The organism is Macrococcus sp. GL_134, assembly GCF_057834705.1.
Genome location: NZ_CM174409.1, coordinates 1,079,006 through 1,101,166, shown reverse-complemented (window position 1 = coordinate 1,101,166; position 22,161 = coordinate 1,079,006). Strand labels below are relative to the sequence as shown.

General features: G+C 41.0%; 25 protein-coding genes and 1 other RNA gene. 22 read left to right on the top strand and 4 right to left on the bottom strand.

The genetic code is table 11. The annotated features are described in order from the left end of the window. Positions 1-38 precede the first annotated feature (38 nt). Together AC3IPL_RS05595 and recU are read right to left on the bottom strand one after the other, a co-directional pair. Positions 39-2,474, bottom strand: coding sequence for a transglycosylase domain-containing protein (locus tag AC3IPL_RS05595; protein WP_489239650.1), 2,436 nt, complete (start codon positions 2,472-2,474; stop codon positions 39-41). A gap of 3 nt (positions 2,475-2,477) precedes the next feature. Then, on the bottom strand, positions 2,478-3,086 hold the full coding sequence (gene recU, locus AC3IPL_RS05590) for a Holliday junction resolvase RecU (RefSeq protein WP_489239648.1): 609 nt from the start codon (positions 3,084-3,086) through the stop codon (positions 2,478-2,480). 74 nt (positions 3,087-3,160) lie between these two features. Between recU and AC3IPL_RS05585 the strand changes: the two genes are divergently transcribed. The 8 genes from AC3IPL_RS05585 (at position 3,161) to AC3IPL_RS05550 (ending at position 11,120) form a co-directional block, all read left to right on the top strand. Next, a complete protein-coding gene (locus AC3IPL_RS05585; RefSeq protein ID WP_489239646.1) occupies positions 3,161-3,496 on the top strand; it encodes a DUF1798 family protein in 336 nt (111 codons plus the stop codon). After that, on the top strand, positions 3,493-4,050 hold the full coding sequence (locus AC3IPL_RS05580; protein WP_489239644.1) for an SLOG family protein: 558 nt from the start codon (positions 3,493-3,495) through the stop codon (positions 4,048-4,050). Before AC3IPL_RS05585 ends, AC3IPL_RS05580 begins: the two co-directional genes overlap by 4 nt. Positions 4,051-4,059: 9 nt before the next feature. After that, the gene (locus tag AC3IPL_RS05575) at positions 4,060-4,371 is read left to right on the top strand and encodes a DivIVA domain-containing protein (protein ID WP_489239643.1); all 312 of its coding nucleotides are present in this window, start codon (positions 4,060-4,062) and stop codon (positions 4,369-4,371) included. A 44-nt stretch (positions 4,372-4,415) separates the two neighbouring features. Further along, an RNA gene (gene rnpB, locus AC3IPL_RS05570) (RNase P RNA component class B) lies at positions 4,416-4,789 on the top strand. A gap of 147 nt (positions 4,790-4,936) precedes the next feature. After that, the gene (locus AC3IPL_RS05565; RefSeq protein WP_489239641.1) at positions 4,937-6,055 is read left to right on the top strand and encodes a THUMP domain-containing class I SAM-dependent RNA methyltransferase; all 1,119 of its coding nucleotides are present in this window, start codon (positions 4,937-4,939) and stop codon (positions 6,053-6,055) included. Between the two features lie 21 nt (positions 6,056-6,076). Continuing rightward, on the top strand, positions 6,077-9,448 hold the full coding sequence (locus tag AC3IPL_RS05560; RefSeq protein ID WP_489239639.1) for a dynamin family protein: 3,372 nt from the start codon (positions 6,077-6,079) through the stop codon (positions 9,446-9,448). A 4-nt stretch (positions 9,449-9,452) separates the two neighbouring features. Beyond that, positions 9,453-10,244, top strand: coding sequence for a sulfurtransferase (locus AC3IPL_RS05555; RefSeq protein WP_489239637.1), 792 nt, complete (start codon positions 9,453-9,455; stop codon positions 10,242-10,244). Between the two features lie 3 nt (positions 10,245-10,247). Further along, positions 10,248-11,120, top strand: a complete 873-nt coding sequence (locus tag AC3IPL_RS05550; protein ID WP_489239636.1) for a 5'-3' exonuclease — start codon at positions 10,248-10,250, stop codon at positions 11,118-11,120. Between the two features lie 36 nt (positions 11,121-11,156). Here the strand turns inward: AC3IPL_RS05550 and AC3IPL_RS05545 are convergent, their stop codons facing one another. Both AC3IPL_RS05545 and AC3IPL_RS05540 read right to left on the bottom strand, forming a co-directional pair. Then, complete coding sequence (locus AC3IPL_RS05545) at positions 11,157-11,540, bottom strand: ribonuclease HI family protein (protein ID WP_489239634.1); 384 nt, start codon at positions 11,538-11,540, stop codon at positions 11,157-11,159. Next, positions 11,521-12,222: a queuosine precursor transporter gene (locus AC3IPL_RS05540; RefSeq protein ID WP_489239632.1), complete on the bottom strand. Its 702-nt coding sequence runs from the start codon at positions 12,220-12,222 to the stop codon at positions 11,521-11,523. Before AC3IPL_RS05540 ends, AC3IPL_RS05545 begins: the two co-directional genes overlap by 20 nt. A 113-nt stretch (positions 12,223-12,335) precedes the next feature. Between AC3IPL_RS05540 and AC3IPL_RS05535 the strand changes: the two genes are divergently transcribed. From AC3IPL_RS05535 to murG, 14 genes are all read left to right on the top strand, one after another. Then, a complete protein-coding gene (locus tag AC3IPL_RS05535; protein WP_489239630.1) occupies positions 12,336-12,512 on the top strand; it encodes a zinc-finger domain-containing protein in 177 nt (58 codons plus the stop codon). A gap of 11 nt (positions 12,513-12,523) precedes the next feature. Continuing rightward, positions 12,524-13,633, top strand: coding sequence for a conserved virulence factor C family protein (locus AC3IPL_RS05530; RefSeq protein ID WP_489239628.1), 1,110 nt, complete (start codon positions 12,524-12,526; stop codon positions 13,631-13,633). A gap of 4 nt (positions 13,634-13,637) precedes the next feature. Next, positions 13,638-14,075: a BrxA/BrxB family bacilliredoxin gene (locus AC3IPL_RS05525; protein ID WP_489239626.1), complete on the top strand. Its 438-nt coding sequence runs from the start codon at positions 13,638-13,640 to the stop codon at positions 14,073-14,075. Beyond that, positions 14,059-14,847 carry a class I SAM-dependent methyltransferase gene (locus AC3IPL_RS05520; RefSeq protein WP_489239625.1) on the top strand — a complete coding sequence of 263 codons (789 nt, stop codon included), beginning with the start codon at positions 14,059-14,061 and terminating at the stop codon, positions 14,845-14,847. Before AC3IPL_RS05525 ends, AC3IPL_RS05520 begins: the two co-directional genes overlap by 17 nt. 227 nt (positions 14,848-15,074) lie before the next feature. Then, positions 15,075-16,025: a thymidylate synthase gene (locus AC3IPL_RS05515; protein ID WP_489239623.1), complete on the top strand. Its 951-nt coding sequence runs from the start codon at positions 15,075-15,077 to the stop codon at positions 16,023-16,025. Positions 16,026-16,036: 11 nt separating this feature from the next. Beyond that, positions 16,037-16,516, top strand: a complete 480-nt coding sequence (locus tag AC3IPL_RS05510; RefSeq protein WP_489239621.1) for a dihydrofolate reductase — start codon at positions 16,037-16,039, stop codon at positions 16,514-16,516. Continuing rightward, positions 16,509-17,240, top strand: coding sequence for a lysophospholipid acyltransferase family protein (locus tag AC3IPL_RS05505; RefSeq protein ID WP_489239619.1), 732 nt, complete (start codon positions 16,509-16,511; stop codon positions 17,238-17,240). The genes AC3IPL_RS05510 and AC3IPL_RS05505 overlap by 8 nt, the downstream gene beginning before the upstream one ends. Then, complete coding sequence (locus AC3IPL_RS05500) at positions 17,224-17,778, top strand: DUF2140 family protein (RefSeq protein WP_489239617.1); 555 nt, start codon at positions 17,224-17,226, stop codon at positions 17,776-17,778. The genes AC3IPL_RS05505 and AC3IPL_RS05500 overlap by 17 nt, the downstream gene beginning before the upstream one ends. A 5-nt stretch (positions 17,779-17,783) precedes the next feature. Continuing rightward, positions 17,784-18,311: a peptide-methionine (S)-S-oxide reductase MsrA gene (gene msrA / locus AC3IPL_RS05495; RefSeq protein ID WP_489239615.1), complete on the top strand. Its 528-nt coding sequence runs from the start codon at positions 17,784-17,786 to the stop codon at positions 18,309-18,311. Next, complete coding sequence (gene msrB / locus AC3IPL_RS05490) at positions 18,304-18,732, top strand: peptide-methionine (R)-S-oxide reductase MsrB (protein ID WP_489239613.1); 429 nt, start codon at positions 18,304-18,306, stop codon at positions 18,730-18,732. Before msrA ends, msrB begins: the two co-directional genes overlap by 8 nt. Before the next feature lie 25 nt (positions 18,733-18,757). After that, positions 18,758-19,258 (top strand): PTS sugar transporter subunit IIA, encoded by a 501-nt coding sequence (locus AC3IPL_RS05485; protein ID WP_489239611.1) that lies wholly within the window; start codon positions 18,758-18,760, stop codon positions 19,256-19,258. Beyond that, positions 19,258-19,482 (top strand): YozE family protein, encoded by a 225-nt coding sequence (locus AC3IPL_RS05480; RefSeq protein ID WP_489239609.1) that lies wholly within the window; start codon positions 19,258-19,260, stop codon positions 19,480-19,482. The genes AC3IPL_RS05485 and AC3IPL_RS05480 overlap by 1 nt, the downstream gene beginning before the upstream one ends. 126 nt (positions 19,483-19,608) lie before the next feature. Next, positions 19,609-21,072: a S41 family peptidase gene (locus AC3IPL_RS05475; protein WP_489239608.1), complete on the top strand. Its 1,464-nt coding sequence runs from the start codon at positions 19,609-19,611 to the stop codon at positions 21,070-21,072. Between the two features lie 13 nt (positions 21,073-21,085). Beyond that, positions 21,086-22,150: an undecaprenyldiphospho-muramoylpentapeptide beta-N-acetylglucosaminyltransferase gene (murG, locus tag AC3IPL_RS05470; protein ID WP_489239606.1), complete on the top strand. Its 1,065-nt coding sequence runs from the start codon at positions 21,086-21,088 to the stop codon at positions 22,148-22,150. Positions 22,151-22,161: the final 11 nt, after the last annotated feature.

Genomic DNA, 22,161 nt, shown 5'->3' with positions numbered 1-22,161 from the left:
GAAAGCACATCGATTCGATGTGCTTTCTTTGTTTTCAGCTACTGTCCATTAGCCGCTTTTTCAGCTGCGGCCTTCAGCTCTGCCGCTGCTTTTTCATTGGCTGCCTTGAGTTCAGCTGCTGCTTTATCGCTCGCCGCTTTTAAATCTTTTGCTGCTTGTTCACTAGGAGTCAACTCGCTTGAAGCTGTCTCTGTCGTTGGTTTCTCTGTCGTTGGTTTCTCTGTCGTTGCTTTTTCGGTCGTCGGCTGTTCGGTCGTCGGTTTCTCTGTCGTTGCTTTTTCGGTCGTCGGTTTCTCTGTGGTTGCTTTCTCTGTGGTTGCTTTTTCCGTCGTCGGCTGTTCCGTTGTTGCTTTCTCTGTCGTCACTGGCTCATTTGCAGAAGAGGCTGCACGTTCATTGGTTGATCGTGCAGCTTCTGTCGTTGGTGTCGGATATTCAGTTGATGATTTATCTGTATCAGTTGTAATAGTGTTAGCAGGATTTGTTCCTGTTACTTTTAATTCTGAACCTACATCTGTCACGGAAGCAGGTTTCTCGAAATCTGTGCCGTCAATCGGGCTGATAGCAGTCATGACATTTTTGTATAGAATTTGCGGTAGTACTTGTTCATTATGGCCGATAAATGAATTTTCCCCGTTCTCAGCGAGCTTAGTGAAGCCCATCCAGACGGACATTGTATATTGTGGGGTATAGCCCGTAATCCAGACATCTTTTGCAGCATCTGTCGGCAGATTATATTCTTTATAAGTTTCATCGGCATAAGTTGAAGTACCTGTTTTAGCAGCCATATTGAGTCCTGGAATGCCAGTTCCATAAGCAGTGCCATAAGGCTCAAAAACATCTTTCAGCATATCAGTGATCATGTATGCGGTATAATCTTCCATTACTTTTTCAGACCGATGTGAAAATTTAATTGTTTCATCATCCTGTGTCACAATTTTTCTGATCGCATGAGCTTCATTGTACTGCCCACCGTTGCCAAAAGCAGAGAAGGCAGCCGCCATTTGTTTCGTTGAAAATTCTGATGCACCGCCGCCCAGTGCTTCAGCAGGGCCCAGTGTTTTAGAAGGGTACTTAAGACCGAGATCTTTCGCAAAGTTATAAGGCGCGTCACTGCCAGCTTCGTTTTTAGCTACTTCAAATGCTTTTAAGGCCGGGATATTATAACTTTTTCTCAGTGCATCACGCATCGTCACAATACCATGATTCTGTGTATCGTAGTTTTTGAACGTATTGCCGTTAATATCGTATTCACTCTCATCTTCGATTTTATGGTCAGTCGGCCATTGTTCTTTTTCAATGATAGGACCGTAGCTTAATATCGGTTTGATGGTTGAACCGACTGCGTGAGGATCGGTTGCCTGATTGCGGTCAACCACATCCTGATAATTACGTCCGCCGGAAATTGCGGCAAGACCACCGGTTTTTGTATCTAGAATAGTGACACCTGTTTGATTGTATTTATTTTTGTAGGCAGTCAAATTATCAACGTTATTCTGCAGCGTCTGCTGTGCATTCATATCCATATTGGTATAGATATCCAGTCCGCTCGTTAATATGTCATTGATTGACTCACCTTTGAATTCTTTATTGTTCTTAATTTCTTCTTTGATGATATTGACGTAAGATGCATACTGAGGGTCGTTCTGCTCAATATTTTGGCGATCAGCCGTCGTTCGTTCTACTAAATTAGCAGACAAATCTTCACTTTGTGCTTTTTCCATTTCTTCTTTTGTAATGCGGTTATGACGGTTCATCAAATAGAGAACCGTGTCTTTTCTTTTTTCAGCAGCTTCTGGATGATCGTAAATATTATAGCTGTTAGGAATCTGAGGAAGACCAGCTAAATAGGCTGATTCTGCAAGAGTCAAATCACTCAGATCTTTGTTGAAATAATACTGAGCTGCTGTTTTGACACCATAAATTCCGTCAGAATAATAAATTTTGTTCATGTACATTTCAAAAATATCATTCTTGCTGTATTCCTGCTCTAAGCGATAGGATAAGTATGCTTCCTGTGCTTTACGTTCGATGGACTTCTTATCCGTCAGAAATGACCGTTTAACCACTTGTTGCGTCAAAGTAGAAGCCCCTTGGGAGCCGAATCCTTTAGTGACGTTTTTAAATACAGCACCTGTCAGACGTTTGAAATCAAGTGCACCGTGTTCGTAGAAACGATTATCTTCAGTCGCCAGAACAGCGTCGCGCATCTCATCAGGGATATCTGCGAACTTGACACTTTCGCGTTTCTGACCCATATAGAGCACAGTCGCCAAGTTATCATTTTTATCATAGATTTTAGTAGGCAGCTGGTCTCTTAAACTGCTTTCGTTGAAGGAAGGGGCTTTCCACGCATAATAGATGAACATGCCGAGCCCAAGCATCAACATGAGGGCAGCTGCTATGACTAATCCTCCTATGATTTGAAGGATCAGCTTCTTTGTATTTCTTTTCTTCTTTTTGTTAGTTGCCATTAATTAATCCTCACTCTCACGTTTCAAGTTCAAGGCTGCCAAATAATCGAGCCTAGGTAGATACTCATACGGTATCAATATACCATCGTTCTTAATTTCAGTTAAAGTAATTGATTTTCTACCGCCTTTCATATAACGGTCCCAGTACACCATCAGCTGATTGAAAGGGAGTAGATAGACATCATCCCAATGAGAAAAATGAATCAGTAGGAAACAAATGCCTCCTTGAGCAGCCACTTGATTCATATGGTCAATTTGATGCGGATGCAGATTCTGAAGTGGAAAACTTGTCTTATTATGTGTTTCCTTTGCTTCAAAATCAATATGGTGACCGCTATAGATGCCATTATAGTCAGTAGTGGAAGGCGTTTTAAAGTAAGCTTCCTTTATCACTGCTTTGCTGCGCATCGGGTAATCGACTTTAACAATCTGTACAGGTGTCGGCTTCTTATGGATGACTGCGATTTGGTGAGTGATATAATATTGATTCGTTTTATCTATCGCTTCTTCAAACGACATACCGCGTTTACCATATTCAATCTTACTATTTTTCTGACGTGTTGTAACTAAGTCTTTAGTTGTATGTTTTTTTCCGTTCGGATAGTTTACCATTCCATATCATCCCGATTTTCTAGTATTATAGACATATAGTCGATTCTACCATATCTTAAGAGAGGTGACGCCTAATGTTACATGAATGTATTGTTTTTTTAATTAAAGATCTGGAAGAGATAGAGGAAGTATTTGTATCAGCAAAACAAGGGCAGTCATTTAATTTTGTTATTGATATTCAGCCGTTCACAGAACGGATCGATGCACATATTAACGATGTTCTGAAATATAAAGACGATATCATTGACATGAAGCTGATGAATCCTCTGAAGCTGGATTTAATGATATCTCACTTAAGAGAGTTGTCCGTCTCCTGTTTCTTCGAGAAGACGAGTAAAAAAGTATTTATTGATCAGTTCAAAGCAGTGCAGCATGATCTTCACTATATCGAAAGGCAGTCGGCTGGATGAAGACGCTCTATGTCACGGGCTATAAGCCCTTTGAGCTCAATATCTACAACAATGCACAGCCGGAAGTCAAATATTTAAAATTATTTCTTCAAGAAAGACTGAGGCAGTATGCTGAAGAAGGTCTAGAATGGGTTATTATCAGCGGTCAGTTAGGGATGGAACTGTGGGCCGGTGAAGCGGCGATCCGCTTAAAGAAGAACTACGGTTTGAAACTTGCAGTTATCACTCCGTTTTTAGACCATACATCTAAATGGAATGAAGACAATCAACGATACTATGATAAAATCATGAGTGGTGCTGACTTTGTTTCAACTGTATTCGAACAACCGTATCAAGGCGGCTATATGTTTAAGGCTGCTACAGATTTTATCTTGAATAACACGGAAGGTGCTGTGATTATTTATGATGATGACAGAGAGGGCAGCCCAAAGTATACGGTGAGAGCCGTCGTTGATTTTGCGGATGAAAATGACTATACTATGGATATCATTTCGCTTGATGATATTTCAGTGTTCATCAACGATTATTTAAGTAATCAATGGGAGAATGGATGAGGTGTAATTATGGATGATTTAACATTGAAATTATCTGCTAAAGATATTTACGAAAAAGAATTTGAAAGAACGATGATTCGTGGATTCAAACCTGAAGATGTCGACAGTTTTCTTGATGATATCATTGCAGACTATCAAAAAATGGGAGATTTAAACAACCAGTTGATCAAAGTGATGGACGAAAACAAAAAATTAAAACGAGAAGTAGAAGATTTGAGAGTACGAGTGGCTACTGGTAGACAGGATAGTGGGGGTCAACAGAACAACTATGATCTGCTGAAAAGAATTTCTAATCTTGAAAAAGCAGTCTTCGGGAAATAGTATTTTTTTAAATGTTGTGCTATAATAAGAAATAATTGTGAAGATATCTCGGATAATCGCTATATACGTTGTATATAGAGGAAAGTCCATGCTCACACAGACCTGAGATGGCTGTAGTGATCGTGCCTGGCGAAATCATAAGCCAGGGCATTAATTTGACGGCAACGAACAGACCTAAGTCTTTGGATATGGTTTAAGTAGTTTGAAAGTGCCACAGTGACGTAGCTTTTTTAGAAATAAAAAAGGTGGAACGCGGTAAACCCCTCGAGTGAGCAATCCAAATTTGGTAGGAGCACTTTTCTAGCGGAAATGAACGTATAGAAGAGGTATGGTTACATACAGACAGATGATTATCACCGGCGTACGAGAGTGACTAGACTCGCTAGCAGTACTAAGGAACAGAACATGGCTTACAGAGATATCTTTCTAGTAGCTCTCCCGTTAAGGAGAGCTTTTTTATTTGTCATCAGAATGGTCAAAAAATGATATGATGTAAAAGAATTATTTTTTTGATTTTATAATTATGATAATAATATTATGTAAACTTATAATAAAGGAGAAAATTATGTACCAATTATTAGCGACAACGCCGATGGGAATTGAATCAGTGGTTGCAAAAGAAGTTCAGGCACTCGGCTTTGACACAGAGACCGAGAACGGCCGTGTGTTATATCAAGGTGATGCGAGAGCAATCGTGCAGTCTAATTTATGGTTGAGAAGTGCAGATCGCGTGAAGATAGTGGTCGGACGGTTCAAGGCGACAACGTTTGATCAGTTGTTTGAAGGAACGCGTAAACTGCCGTGGGAAGATATTATTTCTGACAGCGGGAGCTTCCCGGTTTCAGGGAAAAGTGTGAAGTCAGTCCTGCACAGTGTGCCGGACTGTCAGGCGATTGTTAAAAAAGCGATTGTCGAACGTCTGAAAAAAGCTTATCACAAACAAGGCTGGCTTGATGAGAACGGCGCACTCTATAAAGTAGAAGTTTCCATATTGAAAGACGAAGTGCTGCTGACTATCGATACTTCGGGAGCTGGCCTGCATAAACGGGGCTATCGTCTTGCACAAGGTGAAGCGCCGATGAAAGAAACTCTTGCAGCAGCTTTAGTGCTGTTATCTAACTGGAAAGGGGATACGCCATTTATCGATCCGTTCTGCGGCTCAGGTACGATTGCTATTGAGGCGGCGATGATCGCGCAGAATATTGCACCGGGCTTCAATCGGGATTTCGCTAGTGAATCATGGGATATCATTCCTGATGGGATGTACGAGGAAGAACGGATCAAAGCTGAAAATGCAGCAGATTACGATAAAGAAATTTCAGTGCAGGCAAGTGACATTGATCCTAAAATGATTGAAATTGCCAAGAATAATGCAGCAGAAGTAGGGTTTGCAGATATTATCAACTTTAAGCAGTTGAATGTGCATGATTTAACTTTAGCTGCTGAAAAAGGTGTGATTGTCGGGAACCCGCCGTATGGTGAGCGTATCGGAGAACGTCATGAAGTAGAAGCGATGTATCGCTATTTAGGGGAACTTATCAAGCGCCATGACAAATGGTCATTGTATATCATGACCAGCTACAAAGACTTTGAAGTGCTCATCGGACAGAAAGCGACGAAACGACGAAAACTATTCAATGGGTATCTTGAATGTACTTATTATCAGTACTGGGGTAAAAGATAACAACAAAGTTAGGGGATTGACATGGACGTTAAACAGAAAATTGATTTACTCTACAAGCTCAAAAAAGAAGTGGAAAAATCAAGCAACGCGCTGCTCGTTGCTCAAATCAATGAAATCATTAAGAAAGTCTATGAAGATAAAAAAATCATCAGTTTTGTCGGACATTTCTCCTCTGGCAAATCGTCACTGATTAATAAATTACTCGATGAAGATATTCTGCCGAGTTCACCTGTTCCAACGACAAGTAACTCAGCGCAAATTACCATCAGTGAGGAAGAAGCAATTATTGTTAACCTCGAAAACCATGAATACGCGGTTGTCAGTGACTACGATACTGTCAAGAAAATCAATACCGTAAACCAGCGCATTGAATCTGTCGAAATCAAACATCGTGCACCGCAGCTCGTCAATGGATTGACGTTACAAGATACACCGGGAATCGATGCAACATATAGTAATCATGAAGAAAATACGATGAAGTATTTGTTGACGAGTGATCTCATTATCTACACGGTTGAATATAATCATGTGGAATCAGAGAAAAACTTCAAAGAAATGAAGCGATTGAATACGCTCGGAGTTCCGTTGATTCTAGTGGTCAATCAAATCGACAAGCACGATGAACAGGAAGTGACGATGGACCAGTTTAAGTCGGCCATTCGCTCCAATATTGAATTATGGAACATTCAGCTGGAAGCGCTCTATTTGACTTCAATATATGAACATCCACTGAATCAATTCGACCGGCTGAAACAGGAGCTCATGAACAATCAGACACTATTGGATAGAAGTGCAGCCGAGTTCTTTGAACGTATTGTTTCATATATTACGTCAGAGCAGCTGCGTTTTCTGCAATCTCAGCAACAAGATCTGCTGGAGCAATTTGATATTGAGGCAGACGCATATGACGCTTACAAAGCGAGAATGATTGAACAATCTCAGTTAAGTGCAGAGCAGGCCATATTTAAAGATGACGACTCGACGCGTCAAGCAATTGTTGAACAGATCAGAGAGATTTTAAAGAATGCCTATATCATTCCTTTCGAAATCAGAGAACTGATTCGTGGGCTGCTGGAAGTCTATGCACCAGATTATAAGGTGAGCGGATTATTCGGCAAAGAAAAAAAGAGAGAGCAGCTGAAACATGACAAAATGACTGCCGTGTTAACGGCGCTCAATGAGTCCATTGAAAAACAGGTGAACTTTCATATACGAACGTTGTATCAAAATTATGCTAAGTACACAAAAAACAGTGACTGGATCAACACATACAAAGGTTATACGTATCAAATCACTGAAGAAACTGTAATAGGACAGATGAAATCTCAAGCACTTGTGACTAATGATTATGTCCAGAATTATACTGACCAGCTGAAGAAATTCATTGAGCAGGATGTCATCCGTCGTAATAAATCCGTCATCGATGATTTCATCAGCCAGCTCGATGATACACGCATCCATTCATCTGATGATAGCGGTGAACTTCATCTGATTGACCAATACGAAAAGAATATTGATCTGATCGATTCATTGACGACTGAAAATTACCGTCATTATTATATTCATACTGATGAATCCATTGACCAGCTCATCGACCGGCATTTAGTCGAACTAACGCTGGATAGTCAGCCGGCGGCAGAGCAACAAACACTGCAGCACAAAGTGTCTCATCAAATCGCAATAGATGACTCGGTAGAGGTATTGAAGCAGTTTGAATCGATTGATTACTTCAAAGATACATATACCCGGCTGATGCAACAGCTCTCCCGTATTCATAATGATGTCACTCGTATCGTCGTGTTCGGTGCGTTCAGTGCCGGCAAGAGTTCATTGATCAATGCACTGCTTGGAGAAAAGAAACTTGTCTCATCTCCTAATCCAACAACTGCAGCGATTACAGAAATCAGCTATGGCCATCAGCATACCATGAAGTTCAAAACAGTTGATATGCTGCTTGGTGAACTCAACAAAATCGGTCGTACGGTGGGGATTTATGAAGAGACGATTGCAGGCTGGCTTAAAATATATGACAACGAACAGCCGGTTCTCGATCATCAATACAAAAAATTTATTCACGCACTGAAAGAAAATTATAATCAGTATTCACAGTATGTGATGACCGGTGATGTGATTGACATCAATGAAGACGACGTCGTGAAATTTACAGCTGTTGATGCGCATTCGGCATTTGTCGACAGAATATATCTGCAGTATGATAATGAGTTTCTCCGTGATAAGATCATCATTGACTCTCCAGGTATCGGTTCAACGAACATGCGTCATACGAATGAGACAACAGAAATTATTGCTGATAGCGATCTGCTGATTTATGTATCGTATTTCAATCATGTTTTTACGGAAAGTGATAAAGCATTTATTTCATATTTGAATGAACTTCAGATTTTGAGTGAGGATAGTGAGACGTTCTATGTCGTCAATGCTATTGACCTTGCCAGAAATGAACAGGAAATCGACCAAGTCGTCAATTATTTTAAGACGGAACTTGTGCAGCTGAATGTGCCGGCAACTTTATTCCAGCTGTCCAGCAGGCAGGCTTTAGAACAATCCGACCATCAGTTCTCACTATTCAAGCAGGCCGTGGATCGTTTTTCACAAGTCGACAGTAAGACACAGAAAATCGTTCAGTTTGAGCGCGGTGTCAGCAAGCTTCAAGCGCATGCGACATTTATCGTCGACAATTTTGAAAAGGCAAAAGCAGAAGAAGCAAATGATAAAGCTTACTACAAACAGCTTGAGCAGCAGCTGCCTTATCAAGTTGACGTCATCCATACGAGTATTGATCAAGTGAAGCAGGAGCTTTTGGAACAGCTTACTTATTTAATGGATCGTTTTAAAATTCAGCTGTATGATCTAATTAAAACTTATTACAACAGACGAACGATAGCTGATACTACGGGATATTTGAATCAGTTGTCCAACCAACTGGAAGAAGAGCTCTCAATGATCTCCCCACGACTCAATCATGCATTTCACCAGGCAGTGATGAATCATTCAAGCATGATAAGACAAAACTTGCTGGAACATCATTTGATTAGTGATATAGCTGAGATGAAGCTGATTCAACTCAATGAATCCTTCGTCGATGTCCGACTCGGCGTGATGAATATAAAAGCCAGTTCAAGAAATTACCGGACGAAAGAGGCAGCGAATGACCTCTATGAACAAATTCACGAGGCATCTCTTAAGCTATTATCGCGTAAATTATCAGAGTATCGTCTGGCAATGACTGATTACTTAATAGAGAGACAGCAGGAACTAGCTGTCGTCTGGACAGGCAATAATGAACAAGTTCTTGCAGATATCGCAAAACGACAATCACAGCAGCTGGATGATCGCGTTGTGACACAAATTCGTGCTGCGATACAGGGGTGATTCTATGGAAGTCTGGCTAAATAGTGAACATTATGACTGCAAGGAACACCAGTTGTTTGACTGCAGAAATGTGATGGACAATGTCGAGGACAGTCTTTATTTGTTTAACAAATCACATATAAGACATGCTGTATTTGTTTCTGGCTATCCACTCCTCTATGACAAAGATAGACCGGAAGAAGGCAGGCATCCATTACCTGACCTGACTCAGTTTTATAGCTTTGTTACAGAACAGAGTGAGGGAAAAACAGCGGTCTGTTATGATGACCATGAAGGATTTATGGCGGCCCGGTTTTTCTTTCTCTGTACACTTGTCGGTTTACCTTGTCTTATCATCAGAGAAGGATATGAACAGATGACCCTGCCAAAAGAGACAAGTTGTCTGAGTGCAGAGGACTATTTCTCAGCAATAGAGATGCTTGAGCACATTGAGCCTGAATCTATCAGATCAGAACTCATTGCGTCTCGAGCGGAAGTCAGAGAGGCGACTGGCATACTGATCGATGCGCGTGAAGAACAGAGGTATCTTGGTGAAATAGAGCCGATTGATCGTATTCCAGGGAGAATACCTGGAGCAGTGAACATCCATTATAAGAAGGTATTTCATTCTGAAGACGGCTTAGAAGAACTGGACAAAACAGTGCAAGGACACACAGCCATCGTCTACTGCGGCTCTGGATTGTCAGCATCACCGCTGTTTGCTGCACTGACATCACTCGGCCATCCGGTCAAGTTATATCCAGGGAGCTATTCAGAATGGATATTCCATCATGCTGATGACATTGAAAGAGGGTAAACTATGGAAAATTTATTAATTGTTGATGGCATGGCATTGTTGTTCCGACATTATTTTGCAACTGCAATGAATCATCATTTTATGCGAAATTCAGAAGACATTCCGACTAACGGTGTACAAGGATTCATCAGACATGTTGCCAGTGCCATTAAAGATACCGAGGCAGATCATGTCATCATCACGTGGGACATGGGGGCGACGACTTTTAGGAATGACATTGCAGCGCAGTACAAAGCACATCGACCTGCGCCTCCTGTTGAACTGAATCCACAGTTTGATATGGTTCAACGATTATCAGCAGAGCTCGGCTTCTTTAATATCGGTGTCAAAAATTATGAGGCTGATGATGTCATCGGTACGATAGCGAAACAGCTGAACGGACAGTTCAAAGTGACCGTAATCAGCGGGGACCGTGACCTGCTGCAGCTGCTGGATGATCATATTGATATATGGCTCATCAAAAAAGGATTCACAGAATATAATAAATATACAGCTGACCGCTTCCGTGAAGAATATGGGATTGAACCACCGCAGCTGATTGATGTCAAAGCCTTTATGGGAGACACCTCTGACGGCTATCCCGGCGTTAAGGGAATCGGTGAGAAGACCGCGCTTAAATTTATTCAGACATATGGTTCTGTTGAACAAACTATTGTGCATAAGGGACAGCTGCCAAAAGGACAGCAGAATAAAATCGATACATTTTATGAAGATCTGCTGATTAGTCAGCAACTGGCAGCAATACATACAGAAGTCCCGCTCGATCTTACACATATTATTGCTTCTATGCCCTATACGATGGACATCGATCAAATGTGTTCGATATGTGAGCAGTATGAATTAAAGGTGGCAGCTAACTTCCTCAGTAAGCTGTAGAATAAAACGAGGTACTATCTATGATAGTACCTCGTTTTATTGATTCAAATAGTAGCGTGCGATATGGTCTGCGTGCTTATTCTGCTCACGTGGAATCCAGTCAATCAGTATGAGCTCAAAGTGCTGCTCCAGTTGTTTGAACTGATCAAGATATGGTTTGAATTTTGGATTTTTAGTATATGACTTATTGACTGAATCGACAACCACTTTCGCATCACTTTTAATGATCAATGTCTGAATACGTAGCAGTTGGGCCTGCTTAATCCCTTCAATCAAACTTGTCCATTCTGCTTCGTGATTATCAACAGCCCCCAAATAACGACCGAATTCGAGAACTTGAGTGTCATCTTTAATCACGAAACCGATACTACTTTCGAACGGATTCTGCTTTGTGGCTGCATCAATGAAGAGTTGAGCCATGATCGTCGACATCTTTCGCGATAGATTTGGCCATATAACCAAATGGTACGTTACAGATGGTAGTGATTAATTTAAAGAGATAAGTCGTCAAAAATATTTCAAACAGAACAGCATTCGGCATCAAGCCATAAAAAGCAATCAATGTAAAAAGTGCTGTATCTATAATCGAACTGATAGCTGTACTCCCGTAGGCACGGACAATAAATGTTCTATCACTTGAAAAATACTTCTTGATGAAGTTGAAAATATAGACGTCAAAATACTGACCGATAATATAGGCAATAATAGAACCGAGCGCAATTCTTGGCACGACAGCAAATAATGTTTCCATGCTTTGTTGAGCAATATCCGATTCAGCAGGTTTGAACATCACTGAGATAGACATTAACAGCACCATGACGATGACAGAGACGAATCCCAGCCATACTGCTCGTTTCGCTGTCTTTCTTCCGTAAATATCATTCAAAATGTCTGTCGCGAGATAAATTGAGGCAAACAATATATTGCCGAGTGTGGCTGTTATACCGAATATTTCTATAGTTTTAGTCACTTGAATGTTTGCGATGACAGTACCGATGGCTACCCATACAAATAAACCACTTTTTCCAAAGAATCGATACATGATAATCAAGCTGATGAATGTTGCAAAAAACGCGAGTACTGCGATTAACTCATTGGACAAATGGATCCCTCCTTTTATAATTCAACTTTTCAATTATAGGGGAGCTTTTCAATTTAAGCAAGGTCAATTACAGTCCGGATGTTATCTGCTATAATCATGAGTGAGGTGGTCAAGTGAAAACGACAGCTGAGACTGTAAAAAAAATCAATCAACTTGAAGATCACTACTGCCATCACTGTTTAATCAAGAAAACGCTGCGCAAAGAAAGTAAGACGGCAGCTCATGCATATTGTATTTCTAAATGCTCTGTCGGCCTCCAGATTAAGCAGTGGGGCAATAATCTTCAATAAGGAGTTACAACATGAAAATATTAAAAATAGAACCTACACCAAGTCCCAATACATTAAAAATTGTTCTGGATTATCAGCGGGACGATAATAAAAGCAGAACATATCGAACAGTAGACGGCAGTAATCCTGCTTTCATCAATGAACTGCTGGCTATTGAAGACATTCAGTCCGTCTTTCATGTGATGGACTTCATTTCAGTAGATAAGGCTCCAAAAGCAAATTGGGAGCAGCTGCTGCCGCAGATCAAACAGCTCTTTGATGAAGAACTTTCAGTCGACCCTGAACTACAGATGGATACAGGGGAACATACAGTCGAACTGCTTACATTTAAGGATATTCCATACCAACTGAAAGTGACAAACGTCGAAGGTGAAAAGCGGAAACAGCTTGATCTGCGTTTCATTGATGCGATGCTTGAGTCACAGCTGGATGATGACAACGTTGTTTTCCTGAGAAAATGGGTTCATTTTGGCATACGTTACGGCAATGTTGATGAAATCATTCAGTCTGTAATAGAGGAAATCGACGCCTTGTTTCCTGAAGAGCGTCTGAGACAATTAGTTGAAGCAGCACAACACAAAGAGTATGTCATTAAAGAGAAAGAACTTAAAAGAACAGCCGTTGAAGATTATTTGAATGAACCTGACTGGCAGGAAAGATACCGGATGCTGGATCATTTCTCTGAACCGGATCCATCAGATATTCCGTTTCTAGAAGTCGTCATGCAGGATGACAAACCACAATTGCGCAGATTAGGGATTGTATTCCTCGGACTTATCGGCGGGGAAGCTGTGCTGCCGTTATTACACAAGGCTATGACGGACAAGAATTTGACCATCCGTCGTACGGCGGGTGACACGCTCAGCGATCTTGGATTTAAAGAGAGTCTGCCATTGATGCATGAGGCGCTGGATGACAAACATCCGACGGTAAGATGGCGTGCTGCAATGTTCATCTATGATGAGGGAGATGAATCAAGTCTGCCTTATCTTGAAAAACATCTGGATGATCCTGCGTTTGAAGTGAGACTGCAGTCACGAATGGCGGCGGAACGAATTAGCAAGGGTGAGGAAGCGGTCGGATCCGTATGGAAGCAGATGGCGAACAGAGAGAAGGAGTAATGAAATGAATGCATATGAAGAATATATGAAACAACTGGCAATGCCGATGAGAAGTGAACTGACGAATCAAGGGTTTCAATCACTTGAAACAGAGGAAGAAGTCGCTGCTTACTTCAACACATTAAGCGATGATACGACGACATTTGTTGTCGTCAATTCAGTATGTGGCTGTGCAGCGGGACTTGCACGACCCGCTGCAGTCACTGTAGCACAGCAGAATGACCATAAACCAGATGCGGCTGTCACTGTCTTTGCAGGACAGGATAGAGAAGCAACAGAGCTAATGCGTCAATATATCGGTCAAGTGCCATCAAGTCCGTCAATGGCATTATTCAAAGGTAAGGAACTGAAATATTTTATGCCGCGTGAGCATATTGAAGGACGACCGATTGAAGAAATCTGTATGGATATCAAGGACGCTTTCGATGAGCACTGTCAATAAAGTGAGGATCACATCACCGGTTAAGACCGATGATGTGATTTTTTTGAAGATGGAGGAGGCAGCAGCAGAACTCAGGATGCTGGAGTCTGAACTGTCGATAGAACTAGTCGAACGACGCAAAATGACGATTAAGGATTTTTTTAAAAACGACGATTCTCCTGTTATCGTTATAGGTCAAAAGCTTCCAGTGCTCTATTTTTCAGCAGATGACAAAATTGTCTATCATGAGAATACGATGAACTTCAAGCTGAAACGTTTTAATAAGTATCGTGAAGTGCCTCCGCTTATAGACATCATGCCGGTTTCACTCAATGAGCAGGCTGTGATTGTCGATGCAACGATGGGCATGGGTAATGATCTCATGCTCATGGTTCAGCTGATGAAACAAGCAGAATTTCATGCTTATGAAATCAATCCTTTGATTTATTTCGTCATTAAGCATGGGATACAACAATATTATGATATTGACTTAACAAAACGTATTCATTTTCATTACGGTTCAGCAGCGGATGAAGTCATCGCTAGTGCAGATGTAGTATATGTGGATCCGATGTTTGAGACGACAGTCAGTCAGCAGTCAGGAATGCAGGTATTAAGCAGATATACCGCTCGTCATGATCATGATCATTTAATGGATATTGTTCAACGTGCCCGGTGTGTCGTGTTAAAGGCCCATTTCAGAAGTCCTCTGTTCAAGCGATATGGATTTCAAGTCACTGTCAGAAGAAGTTCGAAAAGTCATTTTGGAATTTTAGTCAATAAAAAAATGTGAAGCCATCTGACGGCTACACATTTTTCAGTAGAGCGTTGAACTATTCAGTGATCATCATGCTGATCATGTATGCGAGTAATAAGAATAAACCTGATACAACCATAACTTCTTCCATTTGTTCTGCCTCCAATATAACGACAAACTTATAGGTGTAAATTTATCGTTTATTTATGATTCATCTAAATGTATTATAAAGTATAGTACAAAATTATGAAAGAGGTGGACGTATGAATTCATTTGATAAAGTGTATCATGAACTTTGTGAAGAGATACTGGCGACTGGTCGCGAAAAAGAGGACCGGACACAGACCGGGACATTATCAAAATTCGGTCATCAGATGCGTTTTGATCTGGCACAAGGATTTCCGCTGTTGACGACTAAGAAAGTTTCGTTCAAACTGATCGCTACTGAACTCATCTGGTTCATCAAAGGAGATACCAACATCCGTTATTTGCTGCAGTATAACAATAATATATGGAACGAATGGGCATTTAAAAAATGGGTGGAGAGTGACGATTACAAAGGTCCTGATATGACCGATTTCGGACATCGGTCACTTCAAGATCAAGCATTTAATGAACAGTATCAGCAGCAGCTTGAACAGTTCAAGCAGTTAATACTGACGGATGATGATTTTATGAAGACGTATGGAGATCTTGGCAACGTCTACGGCAAACAATGGCGTCATTTTGAAACGAAAGACCGGATGACTGACCAGCTGAAGGATGTCGTTGACAATATCAAATCCAATCCGTCATCAAGGCGGCATATTGTTTCTGCCTGGAATCCTGGTGAAATCGATACGATGGCTTTACCGCCCTGCCATACTTTGTTTCAATTTTATGTGCAGGACGGTAAACTGAGTTGTCAGCTTTATCAGCGCAGTGCTGATGTCTTTCTTGGTGTACCGTTCAATATCGCAAGTTACAGTCTGCTGACACACTTAGTGGCAAAAGAATGTCATCTTGAGGTCGGAGAATTTGTCCATACGATGGGCGACGCTCATATATACAGCAATCATATCGCAGCGGTTAGAGAGCAGCTGTCCCGCGAGTCATTTGCACCGCCGCAGCTCGAAATACTCTCTGATAAATCACTGTTCGATCTGGAATATGAAGATTTGTCAGTTAAAAATTACAAAGCACATCCCTCAATCAAGGCACCTATCGCCGTATAAAGGAGATCCATATGTTATCAACTATTGTATGTCACGACCAGAATTTAGTGATCGGCTATGACAACAAAATGCCATGGCACCTCCCCGACGACTTGAAACGAGTCAAACAGTTAACGACAAATCACACAATCGTCATGGGGCGACATACTTATCTTTCCCTCGGTAAACCATTACCTAATCGTCGTAATGTTGTACTGACCAGGGATCAATCGTTTAATGCCCCAGGAATTGAAGTCATTCATTCCCTTGATGACATTGCTGAACTTGAAGGTCACGTCTTCATATTTGGTGGGCAGAATCTATACGAACAGACCATGGATATGGTGGATGATATGTATATCACGGTAATTGAAGAAAAATATATGGGAGATGCGTTCTTTCCTCAGTATTCATTTAATGACTGGAATGTTCAGTCTATTGAAGAAGGATCGGTTGACAATAATCAGCCACCGCACAAATTCATGCATCTCGTTAGGAGAAATAATGTTTAGAATGATCAAAACCCTTGGTGTGATTGTCGGTTATGCGGCACTCGCAACTACTAAAGTCAATGAAATGGAACGCAATCAACAATTGCTGACTACCGTCAATGAAAAAGACCGCTATACAGCATTGATGGCTAAAAACTGGGCACGCCGTGTACTGAATAGTGCAGGAGTTACTGTGACAGTGACCGGCAATAATGTGGATAATGGTCAACCTGTGCTATTTGTCAGCAACCACGAAGGAAACTTTGACATTCCTGTACTGATTCATGCGATTGACAAGCCTTTTGGTTTTGTCTCAAAAATTGAAGTCAAAAAAATCCCGTTTCTTCATCGCTGGATGATGCTGCTTAACTGTATTTATCTTGACCGGTCAAATCGCCGGTCGTCACTGCAGATGATTAAAGACGGCGTTGCTTCGCTCAAGGAAGGACACAGCGTTATGATCTTCCCGGAAGGTAGTCGAAGTAAAGGCAACGGATTAGGCGAATTCAAATCAGGTTCGTTCAAGCTCGCAAAATCGGCACACGTTCCGATCATCCCAGTGGCGATCAGCGGTACGTCAAAGATAATGGAGCAGTACGACAGTAAACGCATGGTCCCTGGCCACGTCAATATTAATATATTTGAGCCGTTGTCACCTGACATTTTCAAAGAAAAATCGCTGCAGCAAGTCGCTGATGACGTCAAAAAACAAATTCAGGACTATTTGGATGACACAGCTGTTTAAGTTCAACCTATGGATGATACTATTTGCGGGCCTTCTGTTGTTCAATATCATTACCGGACTGTGGTTGAATCAGCTGTTGACTGAAACTCCTGAATCATTTCAAGTAGAAGAAGAGCGACCGCTTGAAAGTAGCAATACGGTGACGCTGAAGCCTGAGATAATCAATCACTTCATACAGCAGCAGAACACAACAACAACACAGCAGATCCTGTCGGGTGATCAGCTGAAAATCATACAGAACAGTGAATTTCTTGGACAACCGGTAAAAACAAATATTTTGACGACACCTGTTGTCATTGGTCATAATAAACTTAGACTGGATATAGACAAAGTCAAAGTAGCCAAGCTGCCATTGTCCAAAAAACAGACATTAAATGTCATTAAGCAGTTTGGTGATCTGCCGGATAATGTTTCATTAGATGTTAAAAATGAATGTTTTTATTATGAAATGCCACCTATTGAATTTCAGGCTGCTAGTTTGGAGCTTACTCATATTAATCAGGCAGGCTGGCACTTTAACATAACAATAAAGGAGTGATATTTATGGCAGTAGCAACATTAGCAGGAGGCTGTTTCTGGTGTCTTGTCAAACCGTTTCATCAGTATGACGGAGTAGAATCAGTAATCTCAGGTTACAGCGGAGGACATGTTGAGAATCCGACATACAAGGAAGTGTGCTCCAATACGACCGGTCACCGTGAAGCGGTGCAGATTACTTTTGATGAGACGGTCATCTCATATAAAGAAGTACTGGAAGTATTCTTCAAGACGTTTGATCCGACCGATGCGGCCGGACAATTCTATGACCGCGGGGAAAGCTATGAGCCCGCTATTTTCTATCATGACAGCGTGCAGCAGGAGACAGCCCATGCACTGATTGAAGAGCTGGATGCAAAACATATTTTCAGCAGTCCGATTGTGACACCGGTCATTCCTTACAAAAATTTCTATCCAGCAGAAGATTACCATCAGGATTACTACCAGAAAGATCCTGGCCATTATCAGAACTATCAGGAACGCTCTGGCAGAAAAGCGTTCATACAACAGCACTGGGGGAATTCAAATGCTTAAGAAGAATATAGATGACTTGAATGAACTGGAATATATCGTCACTCAGCAGAACGGCACAGAACCGCCTTTTCAAAACGAATATTGGAATCATTTTGAAAAAGGGATCTATGTTGATAAAATTAGTGGAAAGCCATTGTTTACTTCTGAAGAAAAATTTGAATCCAACTGCGGCTGGCCCAGCTTCTCCAAAGCCTTGTCAGATGATGAGATAATTGAACTCGTTGATAAATCCCATGGGATGGTGAGAACTGAAGTCAGAAGTGATTCAGCAAATAGTCACTTAGGTCATGTGTTCAATGATGGTCCTAAAGAAACCGGTGGACTACGCTACTGTATTAATTCAGCAGCCGTTCAGTTTATTCCGTACGATAAACTTGAAGAATTAGGGTATAGTGACCTTATAGGACATTTCAAATCATAACTATCATGTGAAGGAGACCTGGCATATGTTCAAAAAATTATTTGGTAAAGGTGAAGAAGCTCCAAAAACCATTGAAGTTAAAGCACCGATTTCTGGCAACTACGTTAAACTAGCAGATATTCCAGATCCAGTGTTTGCCCAAGAAATGATGGGTAAAGGATTTGGTATCGATCCTGCGGAAGGTAAATTAGTAGCACCGATTGAAGGTGAAGTCGTCAATGTCTTCCCGACAAAACATGCCATCGGACTAAAAGCAGCGAATGGACTTGAGTTGCTGCTGCATATCGGACTTGAAACTGTCGCCATGAATGGTGAAGGATTCACAACTAAAGTCAAAGCGGGAGATAAAGTCTCTGTCGGTGATGAACTTGTGGAATTTGATATTGAGCTGATCAAGCAGAAAGCTTCATCAGCTATTTCACCTGTTATTATCACGAACAGTGATGTGATCAAACAAATTGACATTGTTGATACTGCCCAGCTGATCAAAGGCACATCCACTGTCCTTAAAATAGAAGTCAACTAATGAGCAAATCATTTTCCTTTTATCAGTATATTCTTACGCTGAGAGGCGCTAAAGGGTCAAAAGGTGATTTTGCTGATGAAGTATTCAACGATTTGATGTTCCCTAAGGACGAAGCAGACTATCACAGTCTGTCAGATTACATTGAGACTTATGGCTCGGCTCAGATGCAGCTGTCGGTTTTTGATGACCTTTATGAACAGTACGAGGAATGGCGCAAGTTTTAACAGCTCATTTAAGACACTTCAAATGAATGGAAATTCCATTATTGAAGTGTCTTTTTATGTAGAAAACTTTCGTTTTAATCGTTATATTGATAAAATGACTTATAAATTAATTTGGATGTGAAAAATTTGAATAATGAGCATAAAGAGCATGAGGTAGAAGGCAAGGAAAAAAAAGTAACCATCAGTCTTTTCAGATTTATAATGCTGCTGTTGACAGCTATCATTGTCACTGCAGCTGTGACAGCTTTCGCAATGCTGGGCGGTATCGATAATGTATATAATCAACAGTCTCCAAAACGGGCGGAATTTATCAAGTTGTACCAGGTATACGATACGCTGAACTCTCAGTATTACAAAGAAGTGGACAAAGAAAAGTTAGTAGATAGTGCGATTAAGGGAATGGTTAATGGTCTTGATGATCCATACAGTGAATATATGACCAAATCCGAGCAGGAGGAATTTAGTGATTCCATGAGCGGCGATTTCCAAGGTATCGGTGCTGAAATGGGTGAAGAAGGTGATAAGATCATTATTACCAGCCCAATTAAAGGGGCACCGGCTGACAAGGCAGGTATTCAGGCTAACGATGAGATTGTGGAAATCAATGGTAAGAGCACTAAAGGTATGTCAAGTGTCGATGTCGTCAAAAAAATTCGTGGCAAAGAAGGAACGACAGTGACATTGACAATCAAGCGTGGAACAGATGATCCATTCGATGTCAAAATCAAAAGAGATACCATCCATTTGAATAGTGTTGAAACTAAAATGCTGAAAAATAAAGTGGCGCTTATTACCGTGACTAAATTCCAGGAAGGAACTGCGGCAGAATTCAACAAAGCACTGAAGAAAATGGATCAGGAAGGCATGAAGAAACTGATTCTTGATTTTCGTAATAATCCTGGCGGCTATCTTGAGGAAGCCAGTAAAATGGCCAATGAGTTCATCGACAAAGGAGATGTCCTCTTCTATACAGAGGCTAACGACAAGAAAGCGAAGTCATATGTAGCTGAGAATCCAGTAAATCCAATCACTGAAGATCTACCAACTGTCATCATTATGAATGAAGGATCTGCAAGTGCCTCTGAAGTATTTGCTGCTGCCTTAAATGATCACGACAAAGCAGATATCGTCGGTACAAAATCATTCGGCAAAGGGATTGTTCAAACAGCTGCGCCGTTTAAAGATGACTCTATGCTGAAGTATACTCAAATGAAATGGCTGACACCTGACAAAACGTGGATTCATAAAAAAGGAATAGCACCTGACAAGAAAATAGAACTGCCGGCATACGCCAACATCCATATTCTTGATCCTGAAGAAGTATACGTTGAAGGCGAATCTAACTCTCAAATTAAATCTCTCGAAACTGGCTTAAAAGCTCTAGGTTATGATCCTGGTAAGGTCGATAAGACGTTTGATGAGGAGACAACACTCAGCATCCAGCAGTTCCAGATAGATGAGGGATTAGCTGTGACGGGACAAATGACGGGAGATGCTACTGTCAAATTTACTGAATTATTAAGGGATGAGTTAAATGACAATGATACTCAGCTGAATGGCGCAGTGAAGTATATAAAAACAATGAAATAATTGAGGTGAAACTGTGAAGATTGCTTTTACAGGCGGAGGAACTATTGGCCATGTTGCTGTCAACATGGCTCTAATTCCGGAAGCTGTTGGACAACAAATTGACTGTATTTATATCGGTTCTAAAACAGGCATTGAAAAAGAAATGATAACGTCACAATTTCCAGAGGTTAAGTATTATGGGATATCCAGCGGCAAACTGCGCCGTTACTTTTCAGTGGAGAATGCTAAAGACATCATCAAAGTGCAAAAAGGTGTCGTTGATGCCTACAGAATACTACGCAAAGAAAAACCTGATATTGTTTTTTCAAAAGGTGGATTTGTCACGGTACCAGTCGTCATTGCTGCAAAGATGCTGAAGATCAAGACGATTATTCATGAATCAGACGTTACGCCTGGACTTGCCAATAAAATTTCTCTAAAATTTGCGACAAAATGCTATACAACATTCATAGAAACATTGAAGTATGTTCCAGAAGATAAATCGGATTATGTGGGCGGAATAGTCAGAAAAGAAATTTTTACCGGTAATAAGGATGAAGGATACAGGCTGACAGGTTTCAATGACGAAAAAAAAGTTCTTCTTGTAATGGGTGGATCACTTGGTTCTAAGCATATCAATGAGACCATTAGAACTCATTTAGCTGTACTGCTTGACTGTTATCAAATCATACATATCACAGGTAATGGATTGGAAGACAGCGCACTTAATCAACCTGGCTATAAGCAGTTTATGTTTGTCAAAGAAGAATTACCGCATTTATTTGCTGTCACGGATACCATTGTCTCTAGAGCAGGATCCAATGCTATCTTTGAATTTTTAAGTCTCCGAATACCGATGCTGCTTATTCCGCTTGGTCTTGATCAGAGCCGGGGGGATCAGATTGATAATGCGAAACTGTTTGAGCAGCAAGGTTATGCACGCGTCTTACAGGAAAGTGAGCTGACCAGTGAATCACTTATTGCTGAGCTGAATCAATTGGAAGAAGACCGATCAGCTGTCATTGCTGCGATGAACGAAGCTCAGATGACGTACACACCTGAAGAGCTGCTGCAAAAAATATTGGATGATGCCAGATAAGGAGTACGATT